Below are 23360 nucleotides of genomic sequence, written 5' to 3' on the forward strand. Positions count from 1 at the left end.
CGCGAGGCGGGCCGGTTTTCCCTGGTGTTATTATGTACTGCTGCTTAATTAGTACACCGTTACGCCCAGGATTAACAATTGGTTGTGCAGATCAATTAATCACTATTGATCGGCACGAGCGATCAATTTAGGTAACAACCCAATAATAGGGGAATATTTGCGGTTCAGTACATCCGAACGGGCACCAGTGGCACTTATATCTGCTGCGTTTTGTGGTGCTCCTGTGTTGCTGTGCGTATGCGCTGCCGTCTGCTGTGCAAGCATTTTCACCACGTCCAGAGTTTCCAGCATTAACGCCATCACGTTGATTTGTTGATTGCCAACCCACACAACGGGGGCGATCACGTCCTGGCGAACGGCGGCTATGCTACTGCGTATTTTTCCTATCTTTTCCGCCAAATTGCCCGCTACCGCCGTGGTAACATCTTGCCCCACACTGGCCACTAGATTGCCCTGCGTAGCCAGGCTGTAATCCCCCTCTGCCATATATTGCACCGCACCGGCCAGCAACCGAGCCGTACCTAACACCGTCGTTTTATCATCAGCCTGCACCGTTGTGGTTCTGGCCGCTACCGTGCGCGTTTCCATATCGGCCACAATGTCCCGATGCATCGAATCTTCACGGATCGCCTGGTCGGTTTTCCGTTCCCAATCGCCTGCCTGCGTAACGCGCTGTGACACTTCCGCCCGTTGCTGTTGTAGCTGTTCACCGGGCTTCACATCCGGCAGCGTATTGCCCTCGGCCAGGATTAGGTTATACCGATTACCCAACGCTGTAAGCGATCGCGCGCGTGGCCGGTGCTGTTGCCGGCCACGCGCCAATCAACGCACCACGTCGTTATACCGGCCCTCATTGAATTCCCTTATACGACAACGCTATACTATTTTTTGCTTCACATTCTCTGCCGCCAAGCACGGCAAAACCTGCAATCAGAGGAAATTATGCGCTTACTCCATACCATGCTGCGTGTCGGCGATCTGCAACGCTCCATCGACTTCTACACCAAGGTATTAGGCATGCGCTTGCTGCGTACCAGCGAAAATACCGAATACAAATATTCGCTGGCGTTTGTCGGCTATACCGATGAAAGCGAAGGCGCCGTGATTGAACTGACCTATAACTGGGGTGTCGACAGCTACGAAATGGGTAGCGCATTCGGCCACCTGGCGTTGGGCGTCGATGACGTTGCTGCTACCTGTGACAACATTCGCCGCGCCGGCGGCAACGTGACCCGCGAAGCTGGCCCGGTAAAAGGCGGCACCACGGTCATCGCTTTTGTTGAAGATCCGGACGGTTACAAAATCGAGCTGATCGAAAACAAGCACGCCGGTCACGGCCTCGGCAACTGAGTTTCAGGGCGCTTGCAGCGCCCTTTTTTATCCCTGCATGATAACCGCCTGCAACGCGGCACAAAATTTGTCATAATGCGCGCTGCATTCGATGAAGATAAGAAACTGATGGCCGAAAAAAGTGATCTTAACGCCCTGTGTGGTCGTTTTCGTGGGTTTTATCCCGTAGTAATAGATATTGAGACCGCCGGCTTCAACGCCCGCACCGACGCGCTGCTGGAAATCGCCGCCGTCACGCTGAAAATGGACCAGGACGGCTGGTTGCAGCAGGACGAAACGCTGCATTTCCACGTTGAACCGTTCGAAGGCGCCAACCTGCAACCGGAAGCGCTGGCCTTCAACGGTATCGATCCGCATAACCCGCTGCGCGGTGCGGTCAGCGAATACGATGCGTTACACGCCATTTTCAAGGCGGTGCGCAAAGGCATTAAAGATCAGGGCTGCAACCGGGCGATTATCGTGGCGCACAACGCCAATTTCGATCACAGTTTCCTGATGGCCGCCGCAGAACGCGCCGGGTTGAAACGCAACCCGTTCCATCCGTTCGCCACCTTTGACACTGCTGCGTTAAGCGGGCTGGTGCTCGGACAAACCGTGCTGGCCAAAGCCTGCATCGCCGCCGGCATCGCATTTGACAGCAGCCAGGCACACTCCGCACTGTATGATACCGAGCAAACCGCCCTGCTGTTTTGCGAACTGGTCAATCGCTGGAAACGCCTCGGCGGCTGGCCGCTGGCCGTCGGTAACGTTGACTGACCGATAAAAAAACGGGCGGCGTATGTCACATACGCCGCCCGTTGTCATTACAGGAAACCGCCGTTATGGCTGCTGGTCTTCCTGCTCTTTGTATTTTTCTGCCGTTTCCTTGATCAACTGCTGCAATTCACCACGCTGATACATTTCGATGATGATATCGCAACCGCCAACCAGTTCGCCGTCTACCCACAGCTGTGGGAAGGTTGGCCAGTTGGCGTATTTTGGCAGTTCGGCACGGATGTCAGGATTTTGCAGAATATCAACGTAGGCAAAACGCTCGCCACAGGCAGATAACGCCTGAACGGCCTGAGCAGAGAAGCCACAGCTTGGCAATTTTGGTGAACCCTTCATGTACAGCAGGATCGGATTCTCAGCGATTTGTTGCTGAACTTTTTCAATCGTCGTCATTTTATTGCTTCCTCAAGCCATCTCAGGCTACAACATGCATCACACCCGCTATTGTAGCGGCTGGGCGGCTGGCAAAAAAACGCCATCTTTTGCAAGGGTATTCCGCCAGCGCCGACCGCGCTACGTCGGCAACGCCATTTCGTTCAAACATACACTCAGAATAACATTTTTAATCCGACCATTTCACTAATATATTTTTCCGCTTGGCGCAACGATAATCACTGGCAAGCCGCGCCGCAGACTATTTTTCATCCATTCGGCAACGGTTTTGGCTTTGATTAAAAATGCCATTAACGTTTTCTCACAATATGGATTATTATTTATAAGTTCTCCGCTGTTTTATATGGCGTATTTGGGGAATACTGTCATTCTTTCGTACTTTGTTTCGGGGCCAAGGTTGGTAACGTCAACATGCGTTTAATTATTACGCTCTTTGTGCTGTTGTTTACACAGCTGTTTCTAAATCTGGCGCATGCCGCGCCACAGGCTCGCGTTGCCGCTGAGCAGCGTAAAACCCATGTTAATGAAGCGCGCCCGGACGACCGCAAGAAAAAGAAAGCGCTCAAGGCAGCCAAGAAAGTCAAAGTCAGCACACCACAAAAAACTACCGCATTAAAAACCGCCAAAACAACCACCATAAAAACGGCGAAGAAAACCAGTCGAATTAAATCGTCGCGTAAAACTACCCAGGTCGCCAAAATTCGCGTCACACCGCCGAAGAAAGGCTATAAAAAAGGCTATGGCCGTCACCGCACTGCGGGTCTGGCAACCACCAGGCGGCTACGTAATGAAAAGCTGCAGTATGATGAAAAACCGCTAAAACTCAGCGCGGCGCATAAAAAACGTTATCAGCACGCCAAGCAAACCGCCATGGCCAAACTGATGAATCAAATGGGCAAGCCCTACCGCTGGGGCGGCACCTCGCCGCGCACCGGCTTTGATTGCAGCGGACTGATTTATTATGCCTATAAGGACGTAATGAAAATCAAGATGCCGCGTACCGCTAATGAAATGTTCCACCTGCGGGATGCGGCGCCGATCAAGAAGAACGAACTCGAAAGCGGCGACCTGGTGTTCTTCCGCATCAATAACCGCGGTGCCGCTGACCACGTCGGGGTTTACCTCGGCAATGGCAAGTTTATCCAGTCACCGCGCACTGGGGAAGAGATCCGTATCAGCCAGCTTGATAATGATTACTGGCAAAATCATTACGTCGGCGCCCGCCGCGTGATGACGCCAAAGACCATTCGCTAACGCCGCAAGATGATGGCTGCCGAGCGAGGCAGCCATCGTGCCGCTCCCTTCTCGCTTGCCATACTTGTTTCGCCACGATTTAGCACGCTTTAACTCCTTTTCCTGTCGGGAAATTGCTACCATTAATAACCATTACAAAAGAGTGGTTATTGGCGATCCGTTCGCCAAAATCCCCGGATGAGAACGCCAGATTGGCGCCATATATAAAAAAGGAGAAAGCAATGTCGTTTAAATTACCTGCATTACCGTATGCCAAAGATGCGCTTGAGCCGCATATCTCGGCAGAAACGCTGGAATATCACTATGGCAAGCATCACAACGCCTATGTAGTTAACCTGAATGCGCTGATCGACGGCAGCGAATATCAGGACAAATCATTGGAAGAGATCGTTAAAACCGCCAGCGGCGGTATCTTCAACAACGCCGCGCAGGTGTGGAACCACACCTTTTACTGGCACTGCCTGTCGCCACAGGGCGGCGGTGAGCCAAACGGCGAACTGGCGGAGGCCATCAATCGTGCCTTCGGTAGTTTCGATAAGTTTAAGCAGGCGTTCACGCAATCAGCGGTAGGCAATTTTGGTGCCGGCTGGACCTGGCTGGTGAAGAAAAACGACGGTTCGCTGGCTATCGTTAATACCTCGAACGCAGCAACCCCGCTGACCGGCGATGACAAGCCGCTGCTGACGGTAGACGTGTGGGAGCATGCTTATTATATCGACTACCGCAATGCGCGGCCGAACTATCTGGAAAACTTCTGGGCGCTGGTTAACTGGGCGTTCGTCGCGGAAAATCTGGCGTAATTCACCAATACGCCGCAACAGGTAAAAAGGCGCAGTTCATATTGAGCTGCGCCTTTATTGATTACGTCGGGATCAGTTCAGTGCGGCGGTGAAGCTGAAGGCAATAATCATAGCCAATGCACCCAGAGTGGTGAACAATGACATTTTTAAATCGGTATCCATCAAAAACTCCTTATCAGGTAATCTGCGCCAAGCATAAAATCCACAGTATTGGTGCGTCAAATCATTTTCCCACAGTTCCACAATAAAATCTTGTTATCATTCCAAGCTTATAATGTTGATTAGCACTTCCACTTTTGCTCAATATGCGACAAAATTCGCAGTTCACTGCTGCGCACCGGCAAATGAGTCCCTCCAGGTCAAGTGGCTGACGATTTCCACACTAAAAACCAAGTTTTCGTGACTCTGGAGAAGGATCTGCGTAGGCAAACGATTAACAACATGCTTACATGCTAAATACATGTGGGTTTAGGAGTCATTCTTTACATGGCAACGATTAAAGATGTGGCCAAACGCGCGGGCGTTTCCACCACCACCGTTTCGCACGTCATCAATAAGACCCGTTTCGTCGCCGAAGAGACCAAAGCGGCCGTTTGGGCTGCCATTAAAGAGCTGCATTACTCGCCGAGCGCCGTTGCTCGCAGTTTGAAGGTCAATCACACCAAATCCATTGGCCTGCTGGCAACCTCCAGCGAAGCGCCCTATTTCGCCGAAGTTATTGAAGCAGTGGAAAATAGCTGTTACAGCAAAGGCTACACGCTGATTCTGTGCAACTCGCATAACAACCTGGACAAACAGCGCGCCTACCTGGCGATGCTGGCGCAAAAACGCGTCGACGGCCTGCTGGTGATGTGCTCCGAATATCCCGATCAACTGCTCGGCATGCTGGAAGATTATCGCAACATCCCGATGGTGGTGATGGACTGGGGCGCCGCGCGCGGTGACTTTACCGACACCATCATCGACAATGCCTTCGAAGGCGGCTATCTGGCCGGCCGTTATCTGATTGAACGCGGTCACCGTGACATCGGCGCCATTCCCGGCCAACTGTCGCGTAACACCGGTGGCGGCCGCCATCAGGGGTTCCTCAAGGCATTGCAGGAAGCCAATATCGATATCCGCAACCAGTGGATCGTCCAGGGCGACTTTGAGCCGGAGTCCGGTTATAAGGCAATGCACCAGATCCTGTCACAAAAGCAGCGCCCGACTGCCGTGTTCTGCGGCGGCGATATTATGGCCATGGGGGCAATTTGCGCTGCCGACGAGCTGGGGTTGCGCGTACCGCAGGATATTTCCGTGATCGGCTATGACAACGTGCGCAATGCGCGTTACTTCACCCCGGCGCTGACCACCATCCATCAGCCAAAAGAGCGCCTTGGGGAAATGGCATTCACCATGCTGCTGGATCGCATCATCAGCAAACGTGAAGAATCGCAGGTCATAGAAGTACATCCCAAATTGATCGAACGCCGCTCGGTCGCCGACGGCCCGTTCGTCGATTATCGCCGCTAAACGTACCGGCCGGAGAACGCTATCGGGCTACTCCGGCAACACCGCCTCGCTCAGCCATTCCTGATTGAGCGTTTCACTGTCGCCGAGATAATCCAGCAACCACGCCATCGCCGGCGACTGCGCGTTCTGCTGCCAGGTCAGGCAACAGGCGCTGGGCGGGAACGGTTCAGGCAACTGCAGCGCCACCAGCTCCCCCTGCTCAATCAACGGCAACACGCGATGCGCCGGTACCATGCCGACGCACAGCCCAGCACGCAGACAGTCCACTGCCGACACCCAGTCCGGTACCAGCAACCGCCGTTGGTTATCCAAAGACCAGGTCACTCGCTTGGGCAGGGTGCGTGAGGTGTCCTCCAGCACCAGAGAGGGAAATGGCCGTAGCCGATCGTCATCCAGCGGCCCGGGCAAAGCCACCAGCGGATGACTGGCGCTGACCACGCACAACCAGTTCATAAAACCCATGTCGCGAAATGCAAAGCCGCCGCCGGTCGGCACCGCGCGCGTTGCGCCAATTGCCATATCGGCACGCCCGTCCACCAGCGCATCCCACACGCCGTTGAACACTTCCGGCTGTACCAACAGTTCGACGTCCGGGAAATGACGATAGAAATCCAGCACCAACTGCCGGCTACGCTGTGGCTTGACGATGATATCGACCGCGATCTTCAACTGGCCGCGCCAGCCGTTGGCCACCTGCTGACATTGACGGCGGGTGTCGAGCATTTTTTTGATGACAGCGCGCGATTCCTGCACAAACAATGCGCCGGCAGGCGTCAGTTCCACGTCGCGATGGCGCCGTTCAAACAACGGCACCGCCAGCCACTGCTCCAGCTGACGCACGGTATAACTCACCGCAGACGGCACACGATGCAGTTCCTGCGCCGCCGCACTGAAACTGCCGGTGCGCGCCACGGCATCGACCACATCAAGAGAATATTCAGACCACATCACTTTGCCTTCAATTTTTTTAACAGCATCTTGCAAATATTACCGTTTCACAAGCAGAGATCCAGCCAGATACACTTGCGACGCTAAAAAACCTGCATAACAGCATCAACGAGAAATACCATGCGAAACTTTGGATTCATGTTTTATCTCGCCGGGCTCAGCATGCTCGGCTACCTGGCCACCGATATGTATCTGCCTGCCTTTGGCGCCATGCAGCAAGAATTGCAGATTTCCGCCGGCGCCATCAGCGCCAGCCTCAGTATCTTCCTGGCCGGTTTTGCCTTTGCTCAATTACTCTGGGGCCCACTCTCCGATCGTCTCGGCCGCAAGCCGGTATTGCTGATGGGTCTGGCGCTGTTTGGCATCGGTTGCCTGGGCATGCTGTGGGCGGATAACGCGCTGCAACTGTGGTCATTGCGCTTTGTTCAGGCGGTCGGCGTCTGTTCTGCTGCGGTCACCTGGCAGGCGATCGTCATCGATCGCTATCGCGAAGGCGCCGCCCAGCGCGTGTTCGCCACCATCATGCCGCTGGTGGCGCTATCGCCGGCTCTGGCGCCGTTGCTCGGAGCCTGGCTGCTGAACCACATGGGTTGGCGTGCCATTTTTGCCGTGCTGCTGGCGATCAGCGCCCTGCTGCTGGTGCCAACGCTGCTGCTCAAAGACAGCTCTCGCCTTGCTCCGGCCGCCGCCAACAACAACGGTATCGGCTTCCTGCACCTGCTGAAGTCGTCAGTGTTTGGCGGTAACGTCATGGTGTTCGCCGCCTGTTCAGCCGGCTTCTTTGCCTGGCTGACCGGCTCGCCATTTATCCTGGGTGACATGGGTTACAGCCCCAATGACATCGGTCTGAGCTACGTGCCGCAGACCCTGGCTTTCCTGCTCGGCGGCTTCGGTTGCCGCACCGCGCTAAACCGCATTAATGGCAACACCTTGCTGCCATGGCTGCTGATAGCGTATGGCGTCAGTATGGTAGCGTTGTACCTGGTCGCCACCCTGACCACGCCAACCTTGACTACCCTGCTGATCCCGTTCTGCCTGATGGCGTTGGTCAACGGCGCTGTCTATCCGATCGTGGTGGCCAATGCCTTGACACCGTTCCCGGAAAGCACCGGCAAAGCGGCGGCATTGCAAAATACCTTGCAACTGGGTTTATGCTTTGTTGCCAGTATGCTGGTGTCGGCATTTATCGCACAACCGCTGTTGGCGACGGTAACGGTGATGGTGGCTACCGTGGTCTTGGCCGCGATAGGCTATCTGGTACAGCGTGGCAAAACGGTCGAGCAATCGCAGTCAACGCAGCGTGAGCATGCTAACTCTGCGTCATAATTTCCTTTGGCAATAATCACTTAAAGAATATTTTTGCCGAGTGCGATTTACAGTTGAGTAAGCGCCTCGGCAAGCCTATACTCAAAAATAACCTTTTAAAATACCATAGCTAAAAGCGCTTTATTACACGTAGTTGTTGCGTACGAGTATGGCGTCACAGTTTATTTTTTGATGAGTTGCCCCACGCCGTTTGGTATCAGGGTTCTCTTGGAATTTTCCTCTGTTCATGTCGGATATCAAACCCTGCGGTAAAATTTGCCGTAGGGATACGTATATGCCCGCAGAAATTGGCTAAGCTTTTTCCCAACGGGCCATAAGTCAGAAGAAAGGTGATGGAGAAGCTATGAGTTCATCGTGTATAGAAGATCTGAGCATCCAGGATAACCAATGGTATCGTATTGCCCATGAAATGCTCAGCATGGCGGGGATTGAAATAAACGGCTCCCGTCCTTTCGATATTCAGGTTAAAAACCCCGAGTTTTTTAAACGCGTCCTGCAGGAAGGCTCATTGGGGCTGGGTGAAAGTTATATGGACGGCTGGTGGGAATGCGAACGGCTGGACTGTTTCTTTCACCGCGTCGTTGCCGCCGGTCTGGAAAAGAAACTCCCCCACCATTTTAAAGACACGCTGCGCATTGCCGCCGCGCGGCTGACCAATCTGCAATCCAAAAAGCGCGCCTGGATTGTCGGCAAGGAACATTACGATCTGGGTAATGACTTATTTACCCTGATGCTCGATCCCTATATGCAATATTCCTGCGGTTATTGGAAAGACGCGGCTACGCTTGAACAGGCGCAGGAAGGCAAATTGCGCATCATCTGCGAAAAACTGCAATTGCAGCCGGGCATGCGTCTGCTGGATATCGGCTGCGGCTGGGGTGGTCTGTCCGCCTTTGCCGCCAAGCATTACGGCGTCTCGGTGGTGGGTGTGACCATTTCCGCCGAACAGCAAAAACTGGCTCAGGCGCGCTGTGAAGGGCTGGATGTGCAAATCCTGCTGCAAGACTACCGGGATCTCGATCAGCAATTTGATCGCATCGCCTCGGTTGGTATGTTTGAACACGTCGGACCTAAGAATTACCGCACCTATTTCGAGGTGGTCGAGCGTAATTTAAAACCGAACGGGTTATTCCTGCTGCATACCATCGGATCGAATCGCACGGATATGAATGTTGACCCCTGGATCAACAAATATATCTTCCCGAACGGTTGTCTGCCGTCAGTCAAACATATTGCCCAAGCCAGCGAAGGCCATTTCGTGATGGAAGACTGGCATAATTTTGGTGCCGATTACGATCGTACCCTGATGGCATGGCATGAGCGCTTTAAACAGGCCTGGCCACAGCTGGCCCAGCGTTATTCCGAACGATTCGAACGCATGTTCAGCTATTACCTCAACGCCTGCGCCGGAGCGTTTCGCGCCCGCGATATTCAGCTATGGCAGGTTGTTTTCAGCCCGAAAGGCGTTGAAGGCGGAATACGCGTACCACGCTAATCCTGCCCGCAAATCATCGGCGCATAAAAAATGCCGGTCAGACATTGCTGACCGGCATCGCCGATTAACTGCTGGTTATCTTACGGTATCAGCCGCAATAAACCCGAATAATCTTATCATCCTGATCCGCCAGGAAATTAAGCCGACTCAGATTGAAATCCATGGTAACGGCAGAATTGTAAGGAATGGTACGCACCTGCCGCGCGTCGATCTGCACCCCATCCAGCGAAGAGAGCGGTTTACCCACATAGTTCTGGTACTGCGCAGCGCCGCAGGTATCATCTGCCGTCTTCTCCGACGGTGAGGCCGCGCTATTTTCTGACGTGCTGCTACAGGCAGCCAGCGCCATCAGCGCCGCCAACATCAACGTTTTCCGATAAAACTTCACGTTTTTGCTCCTCTGGTTTTGGGTATTTATTATTACGCCGCTCCGATCAAGGCTTCGGCGCCAGCTCGGCCGCCACCGCCATCGCGGCCTCGCGGCTGGCCAGCACGCGCTCGACGGTATCGACCACCGCCTGCGTTTGCGGATCGATTTCGATATTCACCTTGTCACCCAGACGCTTCTTGCCAAGCGTCGTGCGATCGAGGGTTTCTGGGATTAAATGCACGCAGAAACGGTTGTTTACCACTTCGCCAATGGTCAGGCTAATCCCGTCAATACCAATGAAACCTTTATGTAACACATATTTCATTAATTCGGCATCGGGCATACGCAACCACACCTGGCGGTTATTTTCCGAGGTATAAATCTTGGCAACCTCAGCGGTACAAATAATATGGCCGGACATCAGATGCCCGCCGATTTCATCGTTGAACTTCGCTGCCCGTTCGATGTTGACCACATCCCCCAGCGCCAAATCACCCAGGTTGGTGAGGCGCAAGGTTTCCTTGATCAGATCAAAACTGACGCGGTTGCCCTCCACGGCGGTAACCGTCAGGCAGCAGCCGTTATGCGCCACCGACGCCCCCAGCTCCAGCCCCGGCAGCAACGCTGGCGGCATTTCAATTACATGGGTGCGAAAATTGGGTTTTTCTTCTATTGCAACGAGCGGCGCGGTGCCTTGTACAATACCGGTAAACATAGATGCCTCTTCAGTATATCCTCGCGATGCGCGACGGAGCCGCTCTGGCACCGCACAACGCAGCTTGAGTACAGATGTAAAACGCTTCGGGCAGTTTGCCCCAGATGTGGCAGAAATCCAAACCCGCAGCGGCAAAAAATCTGTTGCTGCGCATTTAATAACTATTTGATCATGGCATTTGCTAAAGCGGCATCAGCAGGTACAATCATTTTGACCAAATTCCGCTATTTTTAATTGTTGTCTTTTTGCGGCAACCCTCCTTCATCGTTAAATAATCAAAAAGGTGTATGCGTGCAGAAGTACTTTATTGAAGCGCGTAGTTTATTGGCTCTCGCTATTCCGGTAATTATCGCGCAAATATCCCAGACGGCAATGGGCGTGGTGGATACCATTATGGCCGGGGCCTACAGCGCCACGGATATGGCCGCAGTCGCGGTTGGCACCTCGATCTGGCTACCGGCTATCCTGTTCGGTCACGGCCTGCTGCTGGCATTGACACCGGTCATCGCCCAATTGAACGGCGCTGGCCGCCGCGACCGCATCGCACATCAGGTGCGTCAAGGATTCTGGCTGGCCTGCGGCGTTTCACTGCTGATCATCGCGGTGCTGTACAACAGCAAGTATCTGATCGACATGATGCATAATATCGATCCGCAGCTGGCCGACAAGGCCGTCGGTTATTTGCATGCCATCATGTGGGGCGCGCCGGGCTATCTGTTCTTTCAGGTGTTGCGTAACCAGTGCGAAGGCCTGTCAAAAACCAAACCGGGCATGGTCATCGGTTTTATCGGCCTGCTGGTGAATATTCCGATTAACTATATTTTCATTTACGGCAAGTTCGGTATGCCGGAATTGGGCGGCGTAGGCTGCGGCGTCGCTACCGGCAGCGTGTATTGGATCATGTTCCTGCTGATGCGCTGGTACGCCACCCGCGCGCCGTCGCAGCGCGACATCAAGCTGGCGGAAAATTATTCTCCGCCGGACTGGCCGGCGTTGAAACGCCTGGTCGGCATCGGTATACCTGTGGCACTGGCGCTGTTCTTTGAAGTGACGCTGTTTGCCGTAGTAGCGCTATTGGTTTCACCGCTCGGCATCGTCGCGGTTGCCGGCCACCAGATTGCCCTCAACTTCAGCGCGCTGATGTTCGTGATGCCGCTGTCGCTCGGCGTGGGCGCCACCATCCGCGTTGGTCACCGCCTGGGGGAAGGCAGCGTAGACGGCGCCCGCGTGGCGGCCTATGCGGCGATCGGCGTCGGCATTGCCATGGCCTGCTGCACCGCGCTGTTCACCGCAGCGCTGCGCGAGCCGATCGCCCTGCTGTATAACGACAATCCCGCCGTGGTGGCGATGGCGTCGCATCTGATGCTGCTGGCAGCCATTTACCAGATTTCCGACTCGATTCAGGTGATCGGTAGCGGCATTCTGCGCGGCTATAAAGATACCCGTTCGATTTTCTTTATCACCTTTATTGCCTATTGGGTGCTGTGTAGCAGCTCAGTGCGTCCGTAGCTCAGTTGGTTAGAGCACCACCTTGACATGGTGGGGGTCGGTGGTTCGAGTCCACTCGGACGCACCATATCACGCTGCATTCCACACCTTGCGCTCCCCCTCTGCTTGCTGAAACCACAGGTCCTACGCTTTGTCATTGCCGTCCATTTGCTTTTGGAACCTGGCCGCTCTATCGACTATCATAAGCGCCAATGGGTTATAAGGATCGCCATATGTTGAATTTTATCGCGGCAACGCCGTTTCACTCACTGGATAATGGCCTTGCCCGTCGCGAAGGCAAAATGAGCGATGGCACGGCCGCCGCCGAAGTACGCTATGACGCAGGCGCATTCGGCCAACTGCAAAAACGTCCCCATGCGCTGCTCACTCAAGTGCTGTCCGGCGAATTTGAATTCACCGTCGGCAGTGACATCTTTGTAGCGATTGCTGGCGAATCGCTGAACATCCCGGCCGAGGTAGCCAGCGGCTGTTTTTGCCTGGCCGCCGGCACGTTGCTGGAAATCACCCTCGCCCCCTGAACCAAAACAGCGTTTTATTCACAGCAGGTTTATTTGCGCAACAAACTGTCGCCAGAGATTTGCATTTGCGCCACATTTGCTGCTGTTTTGACTAAACCTGCGCCACGCATCGGTTTTTTATTTTGTTTCCGGCGGCGATGGCTTTATAATGCGCAACGTCTTTCAGTTGAATGGTTTCAGCCCTTGATCTGCGAAAACGCAATAACTACAACGCCACTTCCCATCACTTTTCGCATCATTTCCGTTCGCCGGTGCGGGCTGAATTTTTCCGCCCCATTTCTACTGTGGTCACCTATTCTTAACTATGTTTTTCAACGTCAGGTACGTATCAGATCCCTTATCGGCGACTTAAACGCCGGTTTTATTCGTTTTCTTATCCATCACAACTTGTAGAAAAAACCGTCATGAAAAAGACCAAAATCGTTTGTACCATCGGTCCAAAAACCGAATCGGAAGAAATGCTGACCGACCTGCTAAACGCAGGCATGAACGTAATGCGCCTCAACTTCTCTCACGGCGATTACCAAGAGCACGGCAACCGCATCAAGAACATGCGTGCGGTCATGGCCAAAACAGGTAAAACCGCCGGCATTCTGCTTGATACCAAAGGCCCGGAAATCCGTACCATGAAACTGGAAGGTGGCAAGGACGCGGCGCTGGTTGCCGGCCAGACATTCACCTTTACCACTGACCAAAGCGTCATTGGTAACAATGAACGCGTCGCGGTGACTTATGCCGGCTTCGCCGCCGATCTCAAGATCGGCAATATCGTTCTGGTCGATGACGGCTTGATTGGCATGGAAGTCACCAACGTCAGCGAAAACGAAGTAATCTGCAAGGTGCTGAACAACGGCGATCTGGGTGAAAACAAGGGCGTTAACCTGCCAGGCGTTTCCATCCAGCTGCCGGCACTGGCTGAAAAAGACAAGCGCGACCTGATCTTCGGCTGCGAACAGGGCGTTGATTTTGTTGCTGCCTCCTTTATTCGCAAGCGTTCGGACGTGCTGGAAATTCGTGAGCATCTGAAAGCCCACGGTGGCGAGCAGATTCAAATCATCTCCAAAATCGAAAACCAGGAAGGACTGAACAACTTCGACGAAATCCTCGAAGCGTCGGACGGCATCATGGTAGCTCGCGGCGATCTGGGCGTTGAAATCCCGGTTGAAGAAGTGATCTTTGCGCAGAAGATGATGATCGAAAAATGCAACCGCGCGCGCAAAGTGGTGATTACCGCCACCCAAATGCTCGATTCGATGATCAAAAACCCACGTCCTACCCGTGCGGAAGCCGGTGACGTGGCCAACGCCATTCTCGATGGCACCGATGCCGTGATGCTGTCCGGTGAAAGTGCCAAGGGCAAATACCCGCTGGAAGCGGTGACCATCATGGCCACCATCTGCGAGCGCACTGACCGCGTAATGCCGAGCCGTATCGACGGCCTGAACGACAGCCGCAAGCTGCGCATCACCGAAGCCGTCTGCCGCGGCGCGGTTGAAACGGCTGAAAAACTGGATGCACCGCTGATCGTGGTTGCCACCAGCGGCGGCAAATCCGCCAAGTCGGTGCGCAAATACTTCCCGGATGCCAATATCCTGGCGTTGACCACCAACGAAGTCACGGCACACCAGCTGGTGCTCAGCAAAGGGGTCATCCCGCAGATTGTCAAAGAAATTGCCTCTACCGACGACTTCTACCGCATCGGTAAAGAAGCCGCGCTGGCAAGCGGCCTGGCACAGAAAGGCGATGTGGTGGTGATGGTATCCGGTGCATTAGTGCCAAGCGGCACCACCAATACCGCCTCGGTACACGTGCTATAATTAAAAGTGACAAAAATTTAATCAAAAAAAACGTCGCCATGCGGCGTTTTTTTATTGCCAGTAAACTATTTTCTCAAAAACGCAACCATCATTAGAGCATTATTTCACCTATGGCAAATCGGAGCAGTCCGATGGAATCCGGCTGTTTTGCCTCGTTTTTTTAACTATTCTGTAAAACAAGATGCAAGTTTGAGCGAACGATCAAAATAAAGAGCTCTAACACAAAAAAATTATTCTCTTTCGAAAAAAGTTTGTGTAATACTTGTAACGCTACATGGAGATTAACTCAATCTAGAGGGTGTTATAATGAATCGTACTAAACTGGTACTGGGCGCAGTAATCCTGGGTTCCACTCTGCTGGCAGGCTGCTCTAGCAATGCTAAAATCGATCAACTGTCCTCTGACGTTCAGACTCTGAACGCTAAAGTTGATCAGCTGAGCAACGACGTGAACGCAATCCGTTCTGACGTTCAAGCAGCTAAAGACGACGCAGCACGTGCTAACCAGCGTCTGGACAACCAAGCTCACGCTTACAAAAAGTAAGTTAGCTTCGGTAATTAAAAACGGCGCACATTGTGCGCCGTTTTTTTTGCCTTAGACAATGCCTCCCCTTTCCTGCTTCAACTCGACCATTCCACTGGATTAACGGCACCAAACCGCAGCCATAAAAAAGCCCGGCGCATCGGCCAGGCTTGGGATATCAGCAGGTCAGGTTACTTCGCTTGTGAAATCGGCGCGCCTTCGGTGGCCGGAGCATTGCTTTTATCGCCGCCAAACAGCCTCAGAGAAGGCAGAGCAACTTCCGAAGGGTTCTGCCCTACGCTGACCAGCACCGGCATGCCAGAACGCCGTGTGATGGCGCTGTCGAACTCGACCTTGTCGGTGGCCGCATCGTTGACGAACTTCTGCTGGCCTTTGGACAGGTGAATCGGCATGGTCTGCGGATCGTCACTCTCGACTTTCGACAGCGGTTGATGCACTTCAACATAACGCTTGCCGTCCGGCTCAACCGACACTTTCACCGGTTCGTTGATAATCTGCACTCGCGTCCCCTTCGGCACCATGTTGAATAGCGCTTCGATATCGTTCGGACGCAGGCGGATACAGCCGGAGCTGACGCGCATGCCAATACCGAAGTTGGCGTTGGTGCCGTGAATCAGGTACTCGCCGTGTCCCATGGACAAACGCATGGCGAACAGACCCATCGGATTTTCCGGACCTGCCGGCACCACGCCCGGCAATTTCACGCCCTGCGCGGCATAGCGCTTGCGGATGTTGGCTGTTGGCGTCCAGGTCGGGTTCGGTATTTTCTGGCTGACAGAGGTGACCTTGAGCGGCGTATGCATGCCGGTCTGGCCAATACCGATCGGGTAGACGATCACTTTATTTTCACCTTTCGGGTAATAATACAGGCGCAGTTCGGCCAGGTTCACCACGATCCCTTCACGCGGCGTGTCAGGCAACAGCATCTGGGTTGGAATAGTCAGCACCGAGCCTGGCTTCGGCAAGTAAGGGTCGGTACCCGGATTGGCCTCCAACATGCCTAGCAGGCCGATTTGATAATCAGCGGCGATTGCCTCCAGCGAACGACCGTCGTTCGGCACGGTGTAAATCGTGTTTTCGCCAATCAGACGGCTATCAGCCGGTGGCAGCGGGTATTCGGTCGCGCTGGCGGCTTGCGTGCCGGCCAGAACGGTGGCGAATAACACGCCCATTAAAGTCAACGCACGTTTCATGCTCTTCCCTTTTTTGTACGGTTCGGCCACAAGGCTATCTAGCGGTTGTCGGCAGGTAAATCAGACAATTACCCGTTTAATACTAGCAACTCTAGGTACAAAGGCAATAAACGACATAAAATCAAGACGTTATAACGTTATCGCTGGCACGACACCTCGCCGCGGCAATAGCAGCCAACTTATTGATATATCGATTTATTTGTTGCGAGATTGGGCCAGCAACGCTGATTGTAAAGACTCATTGACAAATGGCTGCTATCAATGAGTCGATTATGCGGGGTTACAGCAACTGAGACGCTTTCAGGCGAATTGCACGGATCATCGCTTCCAGACCTTGCGAACGCGAAGGGGTCAAATGCTGGCTGAGCGCCAGTTCAGCAAAAAAAGGCCGCACGTCGAGATCGACGATTTGCTGAGGCGTCAAATCACGATACAGGATGAAGACCACGGTCATCAGCCCCTTGACGATGGCGGCATCACTGTCGCCGTGGAATTCAACCTGCCCTTGCGGATTCTGCTGCATCACGATCCACACCTGGCTCTGACAGCCTGAAATCAGGTTCTCCGGCTGACGTTCGGCGTCGTCAAGCGGCGGCAAGCGCCCCCCCAGTTCGATCACATACAGGTACTTGTCTTCCCAATCCAGGCAACGCGAAAAATTGCGCACCAGTTTGTCTTTATCCGGCAAATTTGCCATGAGGCTTCCTATAAAAGTTCCGCCGCGGGCTATCAGCCCAGCAGCTGCTGAATTCGCTGCAGGCCGGCCACCAGCCGATCCACTTCTTCCCGGGTATTGTACAACGCCAGTGAAGCACGGCACATGCTCGGTACCTGATAAAATGCCATCAGCGGCATGGCACAGTGGTGACCAGTACGAATGGCGATACCGTAGCGATCGAGGAAGCTGCCTACATCATAGGCATGATGCCGACCGAGGTTAAAGGCAATCACCCCGGCGCGCTCGCTCGGGCCGTAGATCTGCAGCTGTGGCACCTGTTGCAGCGCTTCCAGCGCGTAGTGCATCAGCGATTGTTCATATTCATGGATCCGATCCAGTCCCAGTTGCGAAACATACTCCAGCGCCGCGCCCAGCCCCATCATGCCGGCGGTGTTGGGCGAACCGGCCTCAAAACGCCACGGTGGCTCGGCATAGGTGGTGCCACTGGTCAGACTAACCTGCTGGATCATTGAACCGCCGCCTTCCCACGGTGGCATCTGTTGCAACAGCGCCTGTTTGGCATATAACACGCCGATGCCGGTAGGACCATACAGCTTGTGACCCGAAAAGACATAGAAGTCGCAGTCCAGCGCCTGCACGTCAAGCTGCTGATGCATCACCGCCTGGGCCCCGTCCACCAACACCTTGACGCCGGCGGCATGCGCTTGCGCGATGATATCGCCTAGCGGGTTGACGGTGCCCAGCACGTTGGATACGTGCGTCAGCGCCAGCAGTCGTGTGGTACCGTCCAACAGCGCAGGCAACTGGTCCATGTCCAGCGTGCCGTCCTGCTGCAATGGCCAGATGCGCAGCGTCAGACCCTGTTCCTGCGCCAGCATCTGCCACGGTACGATGTTGGCATGGTGCTCCATCTCGCTAATGACGATGCTGTCGCCCGGCTGCAACAGATGACGTCCATAGCTGTTAGCCACCAGATTGATGCCTTCGGTGGTGCCTTTGACAAACACGATCTCTTCCGCCGAGGCGGCATTGATAAACTGTGCTACCTGTGCACGCACCGCTTCCATCTGCTGCGTCGCTTCGGCGCTGAGCGTATGAATGCCACGGTGCACTGCGGCATAGCCATGGCGATAAAAGTCGGCTTCACGATCGATGACCACATGCGGTTTCTGCGCGCTGGCCGCGCTGTCGAGATAAGCCAGCGGTTTGCCGTTGACCTCGCGCGCCAATAGCGGGAAATCACTGCGCACACGTTCTATTGGATAGCTCATGCTGCCTCCCGCGGCAAACGCCGGGTGATCTGCGCCAGCACCTGTTCACGAATGACATCGTCTTTAATGCCTTCGGTCAATTCGGCGGCAAAGGCGAAGATAATCATTTGCTGCGCGTCGTGCCGACTGATGCCGCGCGACTGCAGGTAGAAGATCTGTTCCTGGTCAATACGACCGACCGTTGCGCCGTGGCTGCATTTGACGTCATCGGCGTAGATTTCCAGCTGCGGCTTGGTATCCACTTCCGCCACGTTACCCAGCAACAGATTGTGGTTGGTCATCTGTCCGTCGGTTTTGATGGCGTGCTTTGCCACTTTTATCATGCCATTGAACACCGCTTTGGCACGATCGCTGACTACGGTTTTATGCAGTTGCCGACTCTCGCAAAAACCCTTGTTGTGCTCCAGATAGGTACGCGTATCACATACCTCCTTGCCTATCGGCAAGATCAGGCTGTTGATCACCAGGTTGCTGCCTTCGCCGTTGAGCTGGGCGCTGGTGTTGTGCCGCGTCAGCCCTGCGCCAAGCAGGAAACTGTCACTCTTCACCCGCGCATCGCGGCCAATAACCAGATCGTTATGCGAGAAGTGGTAACTCGGCTGGCTTTCAAACGCCAGTTTACAGTGCTGCAGTTCCGCATTGTCGCCAACGTTGGCCGTCAGACGCGCACCAGTAAAATGGGCGCTATCATTCAGGCTGACGTAATGTTCGATAATGCTGGCCTGCGCTCCCCGCGCGATATCCAGATGGTGGCGGTGGTGAACGGTATTGATTTCCCCTGCTTCGCCGCGACCGCTGCTGATGTGCAGCAGATACAGCGGGCGTACGCCGACTTTACCGGCCGGCAAGCGAATCAGGCTGGTTTCCTGCGCCAGGCTTTCGGTCAGATGCAGGAAGATTTCCGGCTGAATCGGCTCCGGCAGCGTCTGCGGCTCCTCATAACTCGCCACTTCAAACTGATAATCGCCCAGATCGGCGTCGCTCAGCTGCGCGCTGTATCGGCCGTCGACAAACACCAGGCGATAGGCATCAATATCCAGCGCCAGCGCATCTCGCTGCGCAGTGCTGATGTCGCTGGCGGTCGGAGCAACGAATTGCCGTTCGAGCAGCCCTTCCAGCGGCGTGTACTTCCAGTTTTCATGCTTGCGCGTCGGCCAGCCCAGTCGCAACGCCTGCTGCCAGTGTGCCAGAGCATAGGGCGATTGCTCGCCACCGTGCGCTTCAAACAGGCTATAGAGCGTTTGCAGCGCACGAGAATTATTATTGGTCGGAAAGCCAGCCATAGCCCTGCTCCTCCAACTGTTTCACCAGAGAAAAATCACCAGATTTCACGATGCGCCCCTGAGAAAGCACGTGAACGTAATCCGGTTTGATGTAATCCAGAATACGCTGATAATGCGTCACGATAATAAACGCCCGCTTACCGTCGCGCAGCGAGTTGACGCCGTTGGCGACGATTTTCAATGCGTCGATGTCCAGCCCTGAGTCGGTCTCGTCCAGAATGCACAGATCCGGCTCCAGCGCTGCCATTTGCAAAATGTCGTTGCGTTTTTTCTCGCCGCCGGAAAACCCGACGTTGACCGAGCGCGTCAGCAGGTCGGCCGGCATGTTCAGCAGCTCAATCTTCTCTTCGATAAAGTCGGCGAAGTCGAAACGGTCCAGCGGCTCCAGGCCTCGGTACTTGCGTACCGCGTTCACCGAGGTTTGCAAGAAGAAATGGTTGCTGACGCCGGGGATCTCCACCGGGTACTGGAAGGCCAGAAACACCCCTTCGCCGGCGCGGTCTTCCGGATCCAGCGCCAGTAAATCCTTGCCTTTGAACATGACTTCGCCAGCGGTGACCTCGTATTCCTCGCGTCCCGCCAGCGTAGCGGAAAGGGTACTTTTACCCGAGCCGTTCGGCCCCATGATGGCGTGAACCTCACCCGGCTTGATGTCCAGGCTCAGACCCTTGAGAATTTCACTGCCTTCCGCACTGACTTTCAACTCTTTGATACTTAACATGCTGTGTCCTCTGGTGGCGTTTGTCCGCCCAAAAATCAACCGACGCTGTGTTCCAGGCTGATTGCAAGAAGTTTTTGTGCCTCGACCGCGAATTCCAACGGTAGCTCGGAGAATACGTCCTTGCAAAAACCGTTGACGATCATGGATATGGCATCATCTTCGCTGATGCCGCGCTGCAGGCAATAGAACAGTTGGTCGTCACCGATCTTCGAGGTGGTGGCTTCATGCTCCAGTTGCGCGCTGTTATTACGTGCTTCCACGTACGGGAAGGTATGCGCCCCGCTGTCAGGACCGATCAGCATCGAGTCACACTGGGTAAAGTTGCGCGCGTTTTCCGCCCCCGGCAGGATTTTTACCAGACCGCGATAGGTATTTTCGCTGTGACCGGCGGAAATACCCTTGGCAATAATGGTTGACTTGGTGTTTTTGCCAATGTGGATCATTTTGGTACCGGTATCTGCCTGCTGATGACCGCTGGTCAGCGCGACCGAGAAGAATTCACCGATCGAATTGTCGCCCTGCAAGATCACGCTCGGATATTTCCAGGTGATGGCCGAGCCGGTTTCCGACTGGGTCCAGGACATTTTCGAATTGGCCCCTTCACACAAGGCGCGCTTGGTGACGAAGTTAAGAATACCGCCCTTGCTGTCGCCGCCGGAGAACCAGTTCTGTACCGTCGAATACTTCACTTCGGCGTCTTTGTGCAGGATCACTTCAACCACCGCCGCATGCAGTTGATAGCTGTCGCGCACCGGAGCGGAACAGCCTTCGATATAGCTGACATAGCTGCCTTCGTCGGCGATCAGAATGGTTCGCTCGAACTGGCCGGTCTTTGCAGCGTTGATGCGGAAGTAGGTTGACAGCTCCATCGGGCAACGCACGCCTTTCGGCACGTAGACAAACGTGCCATCAGAGGCCACCGCCGCGTTCAGCGCGGCAAAAAAGTTATCGTTGGACGGCACGACGCGCCCCAGGTATTTGCGCACCAGATCCGGATATTCCTGAATTGCCTCCCCGAACGAGCAGAAAATCACCCCGCTTTCGGCCAGTTTCTCGCGATAGGTGGTGGCCACCGAGACCGAGTCAAAAATGGCGTCCACCGCCACTTCGCTGCCCTCGCGCACCGGCACGCCCAACTGGTTGAACGCCAGCTCCACTTCGCTGGTCAGATAGCTGTTTTCCGCCAGTTGAGCTCCCGGCTGCTGTTCCGCTCCCGGCTGCGAACCGCAGGCGTCATCGCAGCTGCCGCAGGACGGCGCCGAGTAATAACTGTAATCCTGATAGTTCAGCCGGTCGTAATTGGCTTTCAGCCAATGCGGCTCCTCCATTTGCAGCCACGCGCGGTAGGCTTCCAACCGAAACGCCAACATCCACTCAGGTTCGTTGCGCTTGGCCGAAATGGCGCGAACCACCTCTTCGTTAATGCCGGTGGCCAACTCGTCGGTAGCCACCTGGGTAAAGAAGCCTTCCTTGTAACGACCTTCACTGACCCAAGCCTGTACATCATTTGGTACTTCTACATTGCTTCGTGTCATGTTGATTACATCGCTCAAACGCCAAAACTCTCGCCACACCCACAGGCATGCTGAGCTTTAGGGTTGTTGAATTTGAATATCTGATTCAGCCCTTCGCGGACAAAATCGACCGTCGTGCCATCGATAAAGGGCATCGCTTTCAGCGGCACGTAAAGCTTTGCGCCGTCGCGTTCAAACAGCAGGTCATCGTCTGCCGGTTCCCGGGTCAGATCCAGTACATAGGCAAACCCGGCGCAGCCGGACTGTTTTACCCCGAGCTGTAACCCTTTGACCTGCGGATCCTGCTGCATCAGCTTGATGATTTGCTTGACGGCGCTGTCGCTTAGGGAAATGCCTTGCCAGACATTCTCTTCCAACGAGAAAGTGCCGACATTTTCTGTTTGCATATCGCCTACCTCATGTTTTCTCTATCACAGCCAAATCAGGCTATATCGACTATGTTAGTGATAATGATTATCACTTCAACCGTTTGTTTTGCGAGGGTATCGGCTGGAAACCCGGTTTTTCACCTCAGCCGGTGGAAAGCGCGCTGGAGATTTCGCTGTCTCCACGCTCGGGGATGGGGAATGAACCTGTTTACTCATTTGAATTTTAATCACTTTACCCATTACCGTACCGCTCGTCCCGGCGACGCCAACGCTCAACCACCTCGAGCATTTTTGCCATTTTAAACATTCATAGAAAATACCTATTTCTGTGAATTGTCTGTCTGAAAAATGCGTTTAACGCTAATTGATGCTGTTTTGCCACGTTGGTGTACTACTGTTCTGTATAAAGTTTAGTCGCTACTGAGTAAATGGGGCCGCTGCGCACCAAGTAAAGGGCCCTCCTGTTTTCGATCGCCAGGGACACGAGAAAAATTTCAACCAGGTGATTGATCGTTACGGCACCAATCAATATGATAATGATTATCATTACTATCAATGGTGCGAATATATGAACATCTCAATAACCGCCTGGCTGTTCGGAAAAATCGATGAGTACAAGTTCAGCATTCGCGATGCAACGGTGGATTTCTTTATGGCGGAAGCCGCACTGAAGCGCCCGGAATGCAACATCGACACCCTGAAACGTTTCAACAGCATCAGCCTGAATATCGCCAATCTGTGTCTGGAAAACGGCGACGACGAGAGTTACCTGCACGCATTGAGCAAGCTGCATAACCGTCTGATCGTGGAAATCAACAATCCACAACGTTGTCAGTTGTTTCGTGTGCAAAGCTACCATTTTGCCCGCCATACCCTGACGCTGATCTGCCAGAAGTATGCAATGGAAGGCACCTGGGAAAAGGCCAATGCGTTTCAGAAGGATTTCGTCAAGCGGGTACCGTTCCGGTTATGATCTCGCGCGGACGCAA

22 protein-coding genes, 1 tRNA gene and 3 pseudogenes are annotated in these 23360 nt (G+C 54.1%); 13 read left to right on the forward strand and 13 right to left on the reverse strand.

All coding sequences use genetic code 11. The annotated features are described in order from the left end of the window. Positions 1–102: 102 nt before the first annotated feature. Positions 103–747, reverse strand: a pseudogene (locus NYE85_RS16960) (hypothetical protein); the annotation flags it as partial. 195 nt (positions 748–942) lie between these two features. Between NYE85_RS16960 and gloA the strand changes: the two are divergent. Both gloA and rnt read left to right on the forward strand, forming a co-directional pair. Further along, complete coding sequence (gene gloA, locus NYE85_RS16965; RefSeq protein WP_259005895.1) at positions 943–1350, forward strand: lactoylglutathione lyase; 408 nt, start codon at positions 943–945, stop codon at positions 1348–1350. Positions 1351–1425: 75 nt separating this feature from the next. Next, positions 1426–2106 (forward strand): ribonuclease T, encoded by a 681-nt coding sequence (gene rnt / locus NYE85_RS16970; RefSeq protein ID WP_259005896.1) that lies wholly within the window; start codon positions 1426–1428, stop codon positions 2104–2106. Between the two features lie 63 nt (positions 2107–2169). On the opposite strand, the gene NYE85_RS16975 is transcribed toward rnt, so the two are convergent. After that, a complete protein-coding gene (locus tag NYE85_RS16975) occupies positions 2170–2514 on the reverse strand; it encodes a Grx4 family monothiol glutaredoxin (RefSeq protein WP_004963504.1) in 345 nt (114 codons plus the stop codon). A gap of 411 nt (positions 2515–2925) precedes the next feature. On the opposite strand from NYE85_RS16975, the gene NYE85_RS16980 reads away from it, so the two are divergent. Together NYE85_RS16980 and sodB are read left to right on the forward strand one after the other, a co-directional pair. Further along, positions 2926–3768 carry a C40 family peptidase gene (locus NYE85_RS16980; RefSeq protein WP_259005897.1) on the forward strand — a complete coding sequence of 281 codons (843 nt, stop codon included), beginning with the start codon at positions 2926–2928 and terminating at the stop codon, positions 3766–3768. Between the two features lie 221 nt (positions 3769–3989). Then, complete coding sequence (gene sodB / locus NYE85_RS16985) at positions 3990–4568, forward strand: superoxide dismutase [Fe] (protein ID WP_259005898.1); 579 nt, start codon at positions 3990–3992, stop codon at positions 4566–4568. A 72-nt stretch (positions 4569–4640) separates the two neighbouring features. On the opposite strand, the gene NYE85_RS16990 is transcribed toward sodB, so the two are convergent. Continuing rightward, on the reverse strand, positions 4641–4730 hold the full coding sequence (locus NYE85_RS16990) for a YnhF family membrane protein (RefSeq protein ID WP_102991009.1): 90 nt from the start codon (positions 4728–4730) through the stop codon (positions 4641–4643). Between the two features lie 324 nt (positions 4731–5054). Here NYE85_RS16990 and purR point away from each other — a divergent pair, with 324 nt between their 5' ends. Further along, entirely contained in the window at positions 5055–6080 is a 1026-nt protein-coding gene (purR, locus tag NYE85_RS16995; protein WP_259005900.1) for an HTH-type transcriptional repressor PurR, read from the forward strand. 27 nt (positions 6081–6107) lie between these two features. Here purR and punR read toward each other — a convergent pair whose 3' ends face one another. Then, the gene (gene punR, locus NYE85_RS17000) at positions 6108–7028 is read right to left on the reverse strand and encodes a DNA-binding transcriptional activator PunR (protein ID WP_259005901.1); all 921 of its coding nucleotides are present in this window, start codon (positions 7026–7028) and stop codon (positions 6108–6110) included. Positions 7029–7148: 120 nt separating this feature from the next. On the opposite strand from punR, the gene punC reads away from it, so the two are divergent. Together punC and cfa are read left to right on the forward strand one after the other, a co-directional pair. After that, the gene (gene punC, locus NYE85_RS17005; protein WP_259005902.1) at positions 7149–8354 is read left to right on the forward strand and encodes a purine nucleoside transporter PunC; all 1206 of its coding nucleotides are present in this window, start codon (positions 7149–7151) and stop codon (positions 8352–8354) included. Between the two features lie 343 nt (positions 8355–8697). Then, on the forward strand, positions 8698–9849 hold the full coding sequence (gene cfa, locus NYE85_RS17010) for a cyclopropane fatty acyl phospholipid synthase (protein ID WP_259005904.1): 1152 nt from the start codon (positions 8698–8700) through the stop codon (positions 9847–9849). Positions 9850–9937: 88 nt separating this feature from the next. On the opposite strand, the gene NYE85_RS17015 is transcribed toward cfa, so the two are convergent. Both NYE85_RS17015 and NYE85_RS17020 read right to left on the reverse strand, forming a co-directional pair. Beyond that, entirely contained in the window at positions 9938–10237 is a 300-nt protein-coding gene (locus NYE85_RS17015; RefSeq protein ID WP_259005905.1) for an I78 family peptidase inhibitor, read from the reverse strand. A 46-nt stretch (positions 10238–10283) separates the two neighbouring features. After that, positions 10284–10934 carry a riboflavin synthase subunit alpha gene (locus tag NYE85_RS17020; RefSeq protein WP_259005906.1) on the reverse strand — a complete coding sequence of 217 codons (651 nt, stop codon included), beginning with the start codon at positions 10932–10934 and terminating at the stop codon, positions 10284–10286. A gap of 291 nt (positions 10935–11225) precedes the next feature. Here NYE85_RS17020 and NYE85_RS17025 point away from each other — a divergent pair. The 5 genes and pseudogenes from NYE85_RS17025 to NYE85_RS17045 all read left to right on the forward strand — a co-directional run. Continuing rightward, positions 11226–12419, forward strand: a pseudogene (locus tag NYE85_RS17025) (MATE family efflux transporter); the annotation flags it as partial. A gap of 14 nt (positions 12420–12433) precedes the next feature. Further along, positions 12434–12510, forward strand: a tRNA-Val gene (locus tag NYE85_RS17030). A gap of 145 nt (positions 12511–12655) precedes the next feature. Beyond that, positions 12656–12961 (forward strand): cupin, encoded by a 306-nt coding sequence (locus NYE85_RS17035; protein ID WP_259005907.1) that lies wholly within the window; start codon positions 12656–12658, stop codon positions 12959–12961. A gap of 404 nt (positions 12962–13365) precedes the next feature. Further along, entirely contained in the window at positions 13366–14778 is a 1413-nt protein-coding gene (pykF, locus tag NYE85_RS17040; RefSeq protein WP_259005908.1) for a pyruvate kinase PykF, read from the forward strand. A 306-nt stretch (positions 14779–15084) separates the two neighbouring features. Continuing rightward, a complete protein-coding gene (locus tag NYE85_RS17045) occupies positions 15085–15321 on the forward strand; it encodes a major outer membrane lipoprotein (protein ID WP_004943717.1) in 237 nt (78 codons plus the stop codon). Between the two features lie 251 nt (positions 15322–15572). Here NYE85_RS17045 and NYE85_RS17050 read toward each other — a convergent pair. The 7 genes and pseudogenes from NYE85_RS17050 to sufA form a co-directional block, all read right to left on the reverse strand. Then, positions 15573–16514 (reverse strand): annotated as a pseudogene (locus tag NYE85_RS17050) (L,D-transpeptidase family protein); the annotation flags it as partial. A 280-nt stretch (positions 16515–16794) separates the two neighbouring features. Then, positions 16795–17211 carry a cysteine desulfuration protein SufE gene (gene sufE / locus NYE85_RS17055; RefSeq protein WP_259005910.1) on the reverse strand — a complete coding sequence of 139 codons (417 nt, stop codon included), beginning with the start codon at positions 17209–17211 and terminating at the stop codon, positions 16795–16797. A 32-nt stretch (positions 17212–17243) separates the two neighbouring features. Further along, positions 17244–18464 carry a cysteine desulfurase SufS gene (gene sufS, locus NYE85_RS17060; RefSeq protein ID WP_259005911.1) on the reverse strand — a complete coding sequence of 407 codons (1221 nt, stop codon included), beginning with the start codon at positions 18462–18464 and terminating at the stop codon, positions 17244–17246. After that, a complete protein-coding gene (sufD, locus tag NYE85_RS17065) occupies positions 18461–19747 on the reverse strand; it encodes a Fe-S cluster assembly protein SufD (protein WP_259005912.1) in 1287 nt (428 codons plus the stop codon). Before sufD ends, sufS begins: the two co-directional genes overlap by 4 nt. Beyond that, positions 19725–20468 (reverse strand): Fe-S cluster assembly ATPase SufC, encoded by a 744-nt coding sequence (gene sufC, locus NYE85_RS17070; protein WP_259005914.1) that lies wholly within the window; start codon positions 20466–20468, stop codon positions 19725–19727. The genes sufD and sufC overlap by 23 nt, the downstream gene beginning before the upstream one ends. A 35-nt stretch (positions 20469–20503) precedes the next feature. Continuing rightward, the gene (sufB, locus tag NYE85_RS17075; protein ID WP_259005915.1) at positions 20504–22003 is read right to left on the reverse strand and encodes a Fe-S cluster assembly protein SufB; all 1500 of its coding nucleotides are present in this window, start codon (positions 22001–22003) and stop codon (positions 20504–20506) included. Between the two features lie 14 nt (positions 22004–22017). Continuing rightward, complete coding sequence (sufA, locus tag NYE85_RS17080) at positions 22018–22389, reverse strand: Fe-S cluster assembly scaffold SufA (RefSeq protein ID WP_259005916.1); 372 nt, start codon at positions 22387–22389, stop codon at positions 22018–22020. 550 nt (positions 22390–22939) lie between these two features. Between sufA and NYE85_RS17085 the strand changes: the two genes are divergently transcribed. Then, positions 22940–23344 (forward strand): hypothetical protein, encoded by a 405-nt coding sequence (locus NYE85_RS17085; RefSeq protein WP_259005917.1) that lies wholly within the window; start codon positions 22940–22942, stop codon positions 23342–23344. The last annotated feature ends 16 nt before the right edge of the window (positions 23345–23360 follow it).

The organism is Serratia sp. AKBS12 (genome assembly GCF_024793895.1).
Lineage (GTDB): Bacteria > Pseudomonadota > Gammaproteobacteria > Enterobacterales > Enterobacteriaceae > Serratia_F.

Coding starts and splice junctions, on each gene's coding strand:
- gloA (WP_259005895.1), top strand. CDS start 943: ATGCGCTTACTCCATACCATGCTGCGTGTCGGCGATCTGCAACGCTCC.
- rnt (WP_259005896.1), top strand. CDS start 1,426: ATGCGCGCTGCATTCGATGAAGATAAGAAACTGATGGCCGAAAAAAGT.
- NYE85_RS16975 (WP_004963504.1), bottom strand. CDS start 2,514: ATGACGACGATTGAAAAAGTTCAGCAACAAATCGCTGAGAATCCGATC.
- NYE85_RS16980 (WP_259005897.1), top strand. CDS start 2,926: ATGCGTTTAATTATTACGCTCTTTGTGCTGTTGTTTACACAGCTGTTT.
- sodB (WP_259005898.1), top strand. CDS start 3,990: ATGTCGTTTAAATTACCTGCATTACCGTATGCCAAAGATGCGCTTGAG.
- NYE85_RS16990 (WP_102991009.1), bottom strand. CDS start 4,730: ATGGATACCGATTTAAAAATGTCATTGTTCACCACTCTGGGTGCATTG.
- purR (WP_259005900.1), top strand. CDS start 5,055: ATGGCAACGATTAAAGATGTGGCCAAACGCGCGGGCGTTTCCACCACC.
- punR (WP_259005901.1), bottom strand. CDS start 7,028: ATGTGGTCTGAATATTCTCTTGATGTGGTCGATGCCGTGGCGCGCACC.
- punC (WP_259005902.1), top strand. CDS start 7,149: ATGCGAAACTTTGGATTCATGTTTTATCTCGCCGGGCTCAGCATGCTC.
- cfa (WP_259005904.1), top strand. CDS start 8,698: ATGAGTTCATCGTGTATAGAAGATCTGAGCATCCAGGATAACCAATGG.
- NYE85_RS17020 (WP_259005906.1), bottom strand. CDS start 10,934: ATGTTTACCGGTATTGTACAAGGCACCGCGCCGCTCGTTGCAATAGAA.
- NYE85_RS17035 (WP_259005907.1), top strand. CDS start 12,656: ATGTTGAATTTTATCGCGGCAACGCCGTTTCACTCACTGGATAATGGC.
- pykF (WP_259005908.1), top strand. CDS start 13,366: ATGAAAAAGACCAAAATCGTTTGTACCATCGGTCCAAAAACCGAATCG.
- NYE85_RS17045 (WP_004943717.1), top strand. CDS start 15,085: ATGAATCGTACTAAACTGGTACTGGGCGCAGTAATCCTGGGTTCCACT.
- sufE (WP_259005910.1), bottom strand. CDS start 17,211: ATGGCAAATTTGCCGGATAAAGACAAACTGGTGCGCAATTTTTCGCGT.
- sufS (WP_259005911.1), bottom strand. CDS start 18,464: ATGAGCTATCCAATAGAACGTGTGCGCAGTGATTTCCCGCTATTGGCG.
- sufD (WP_259005912.1), bottom strand. CDS start 19,747: ATGGCTGGCTTTCCGACCAATAATAATTCTCGTGCGCTGCAAACGCTC.
- sufC (WP_259005914.1), bottom strand. CDS start 20,468: ATGTTAAGTATCAAAGAGTTGAAAGTCAGTGCGGAAGGCAGTGAAATT.
- sufB (WP_259005915.1), bottom strand. CDS start 22,003: ATGACACGAAGCAATGTAGAAGTACCAAATGATGTACAGGCTTGGGTC.
- sufA (WP_259005916.1), bottom strand. CDS start 22,389: ATGCAAACAGAAAATGTCGGCACTTTCTCGTTGGAAGAGAATGTCTGG.
- NYE85_RS17085 (WP_259005917.1), top strand. CDS start 22,940: ATGAACATCTCAATAACCGCCTGGCTGTTCGGAAAAATCGATGAGTAC.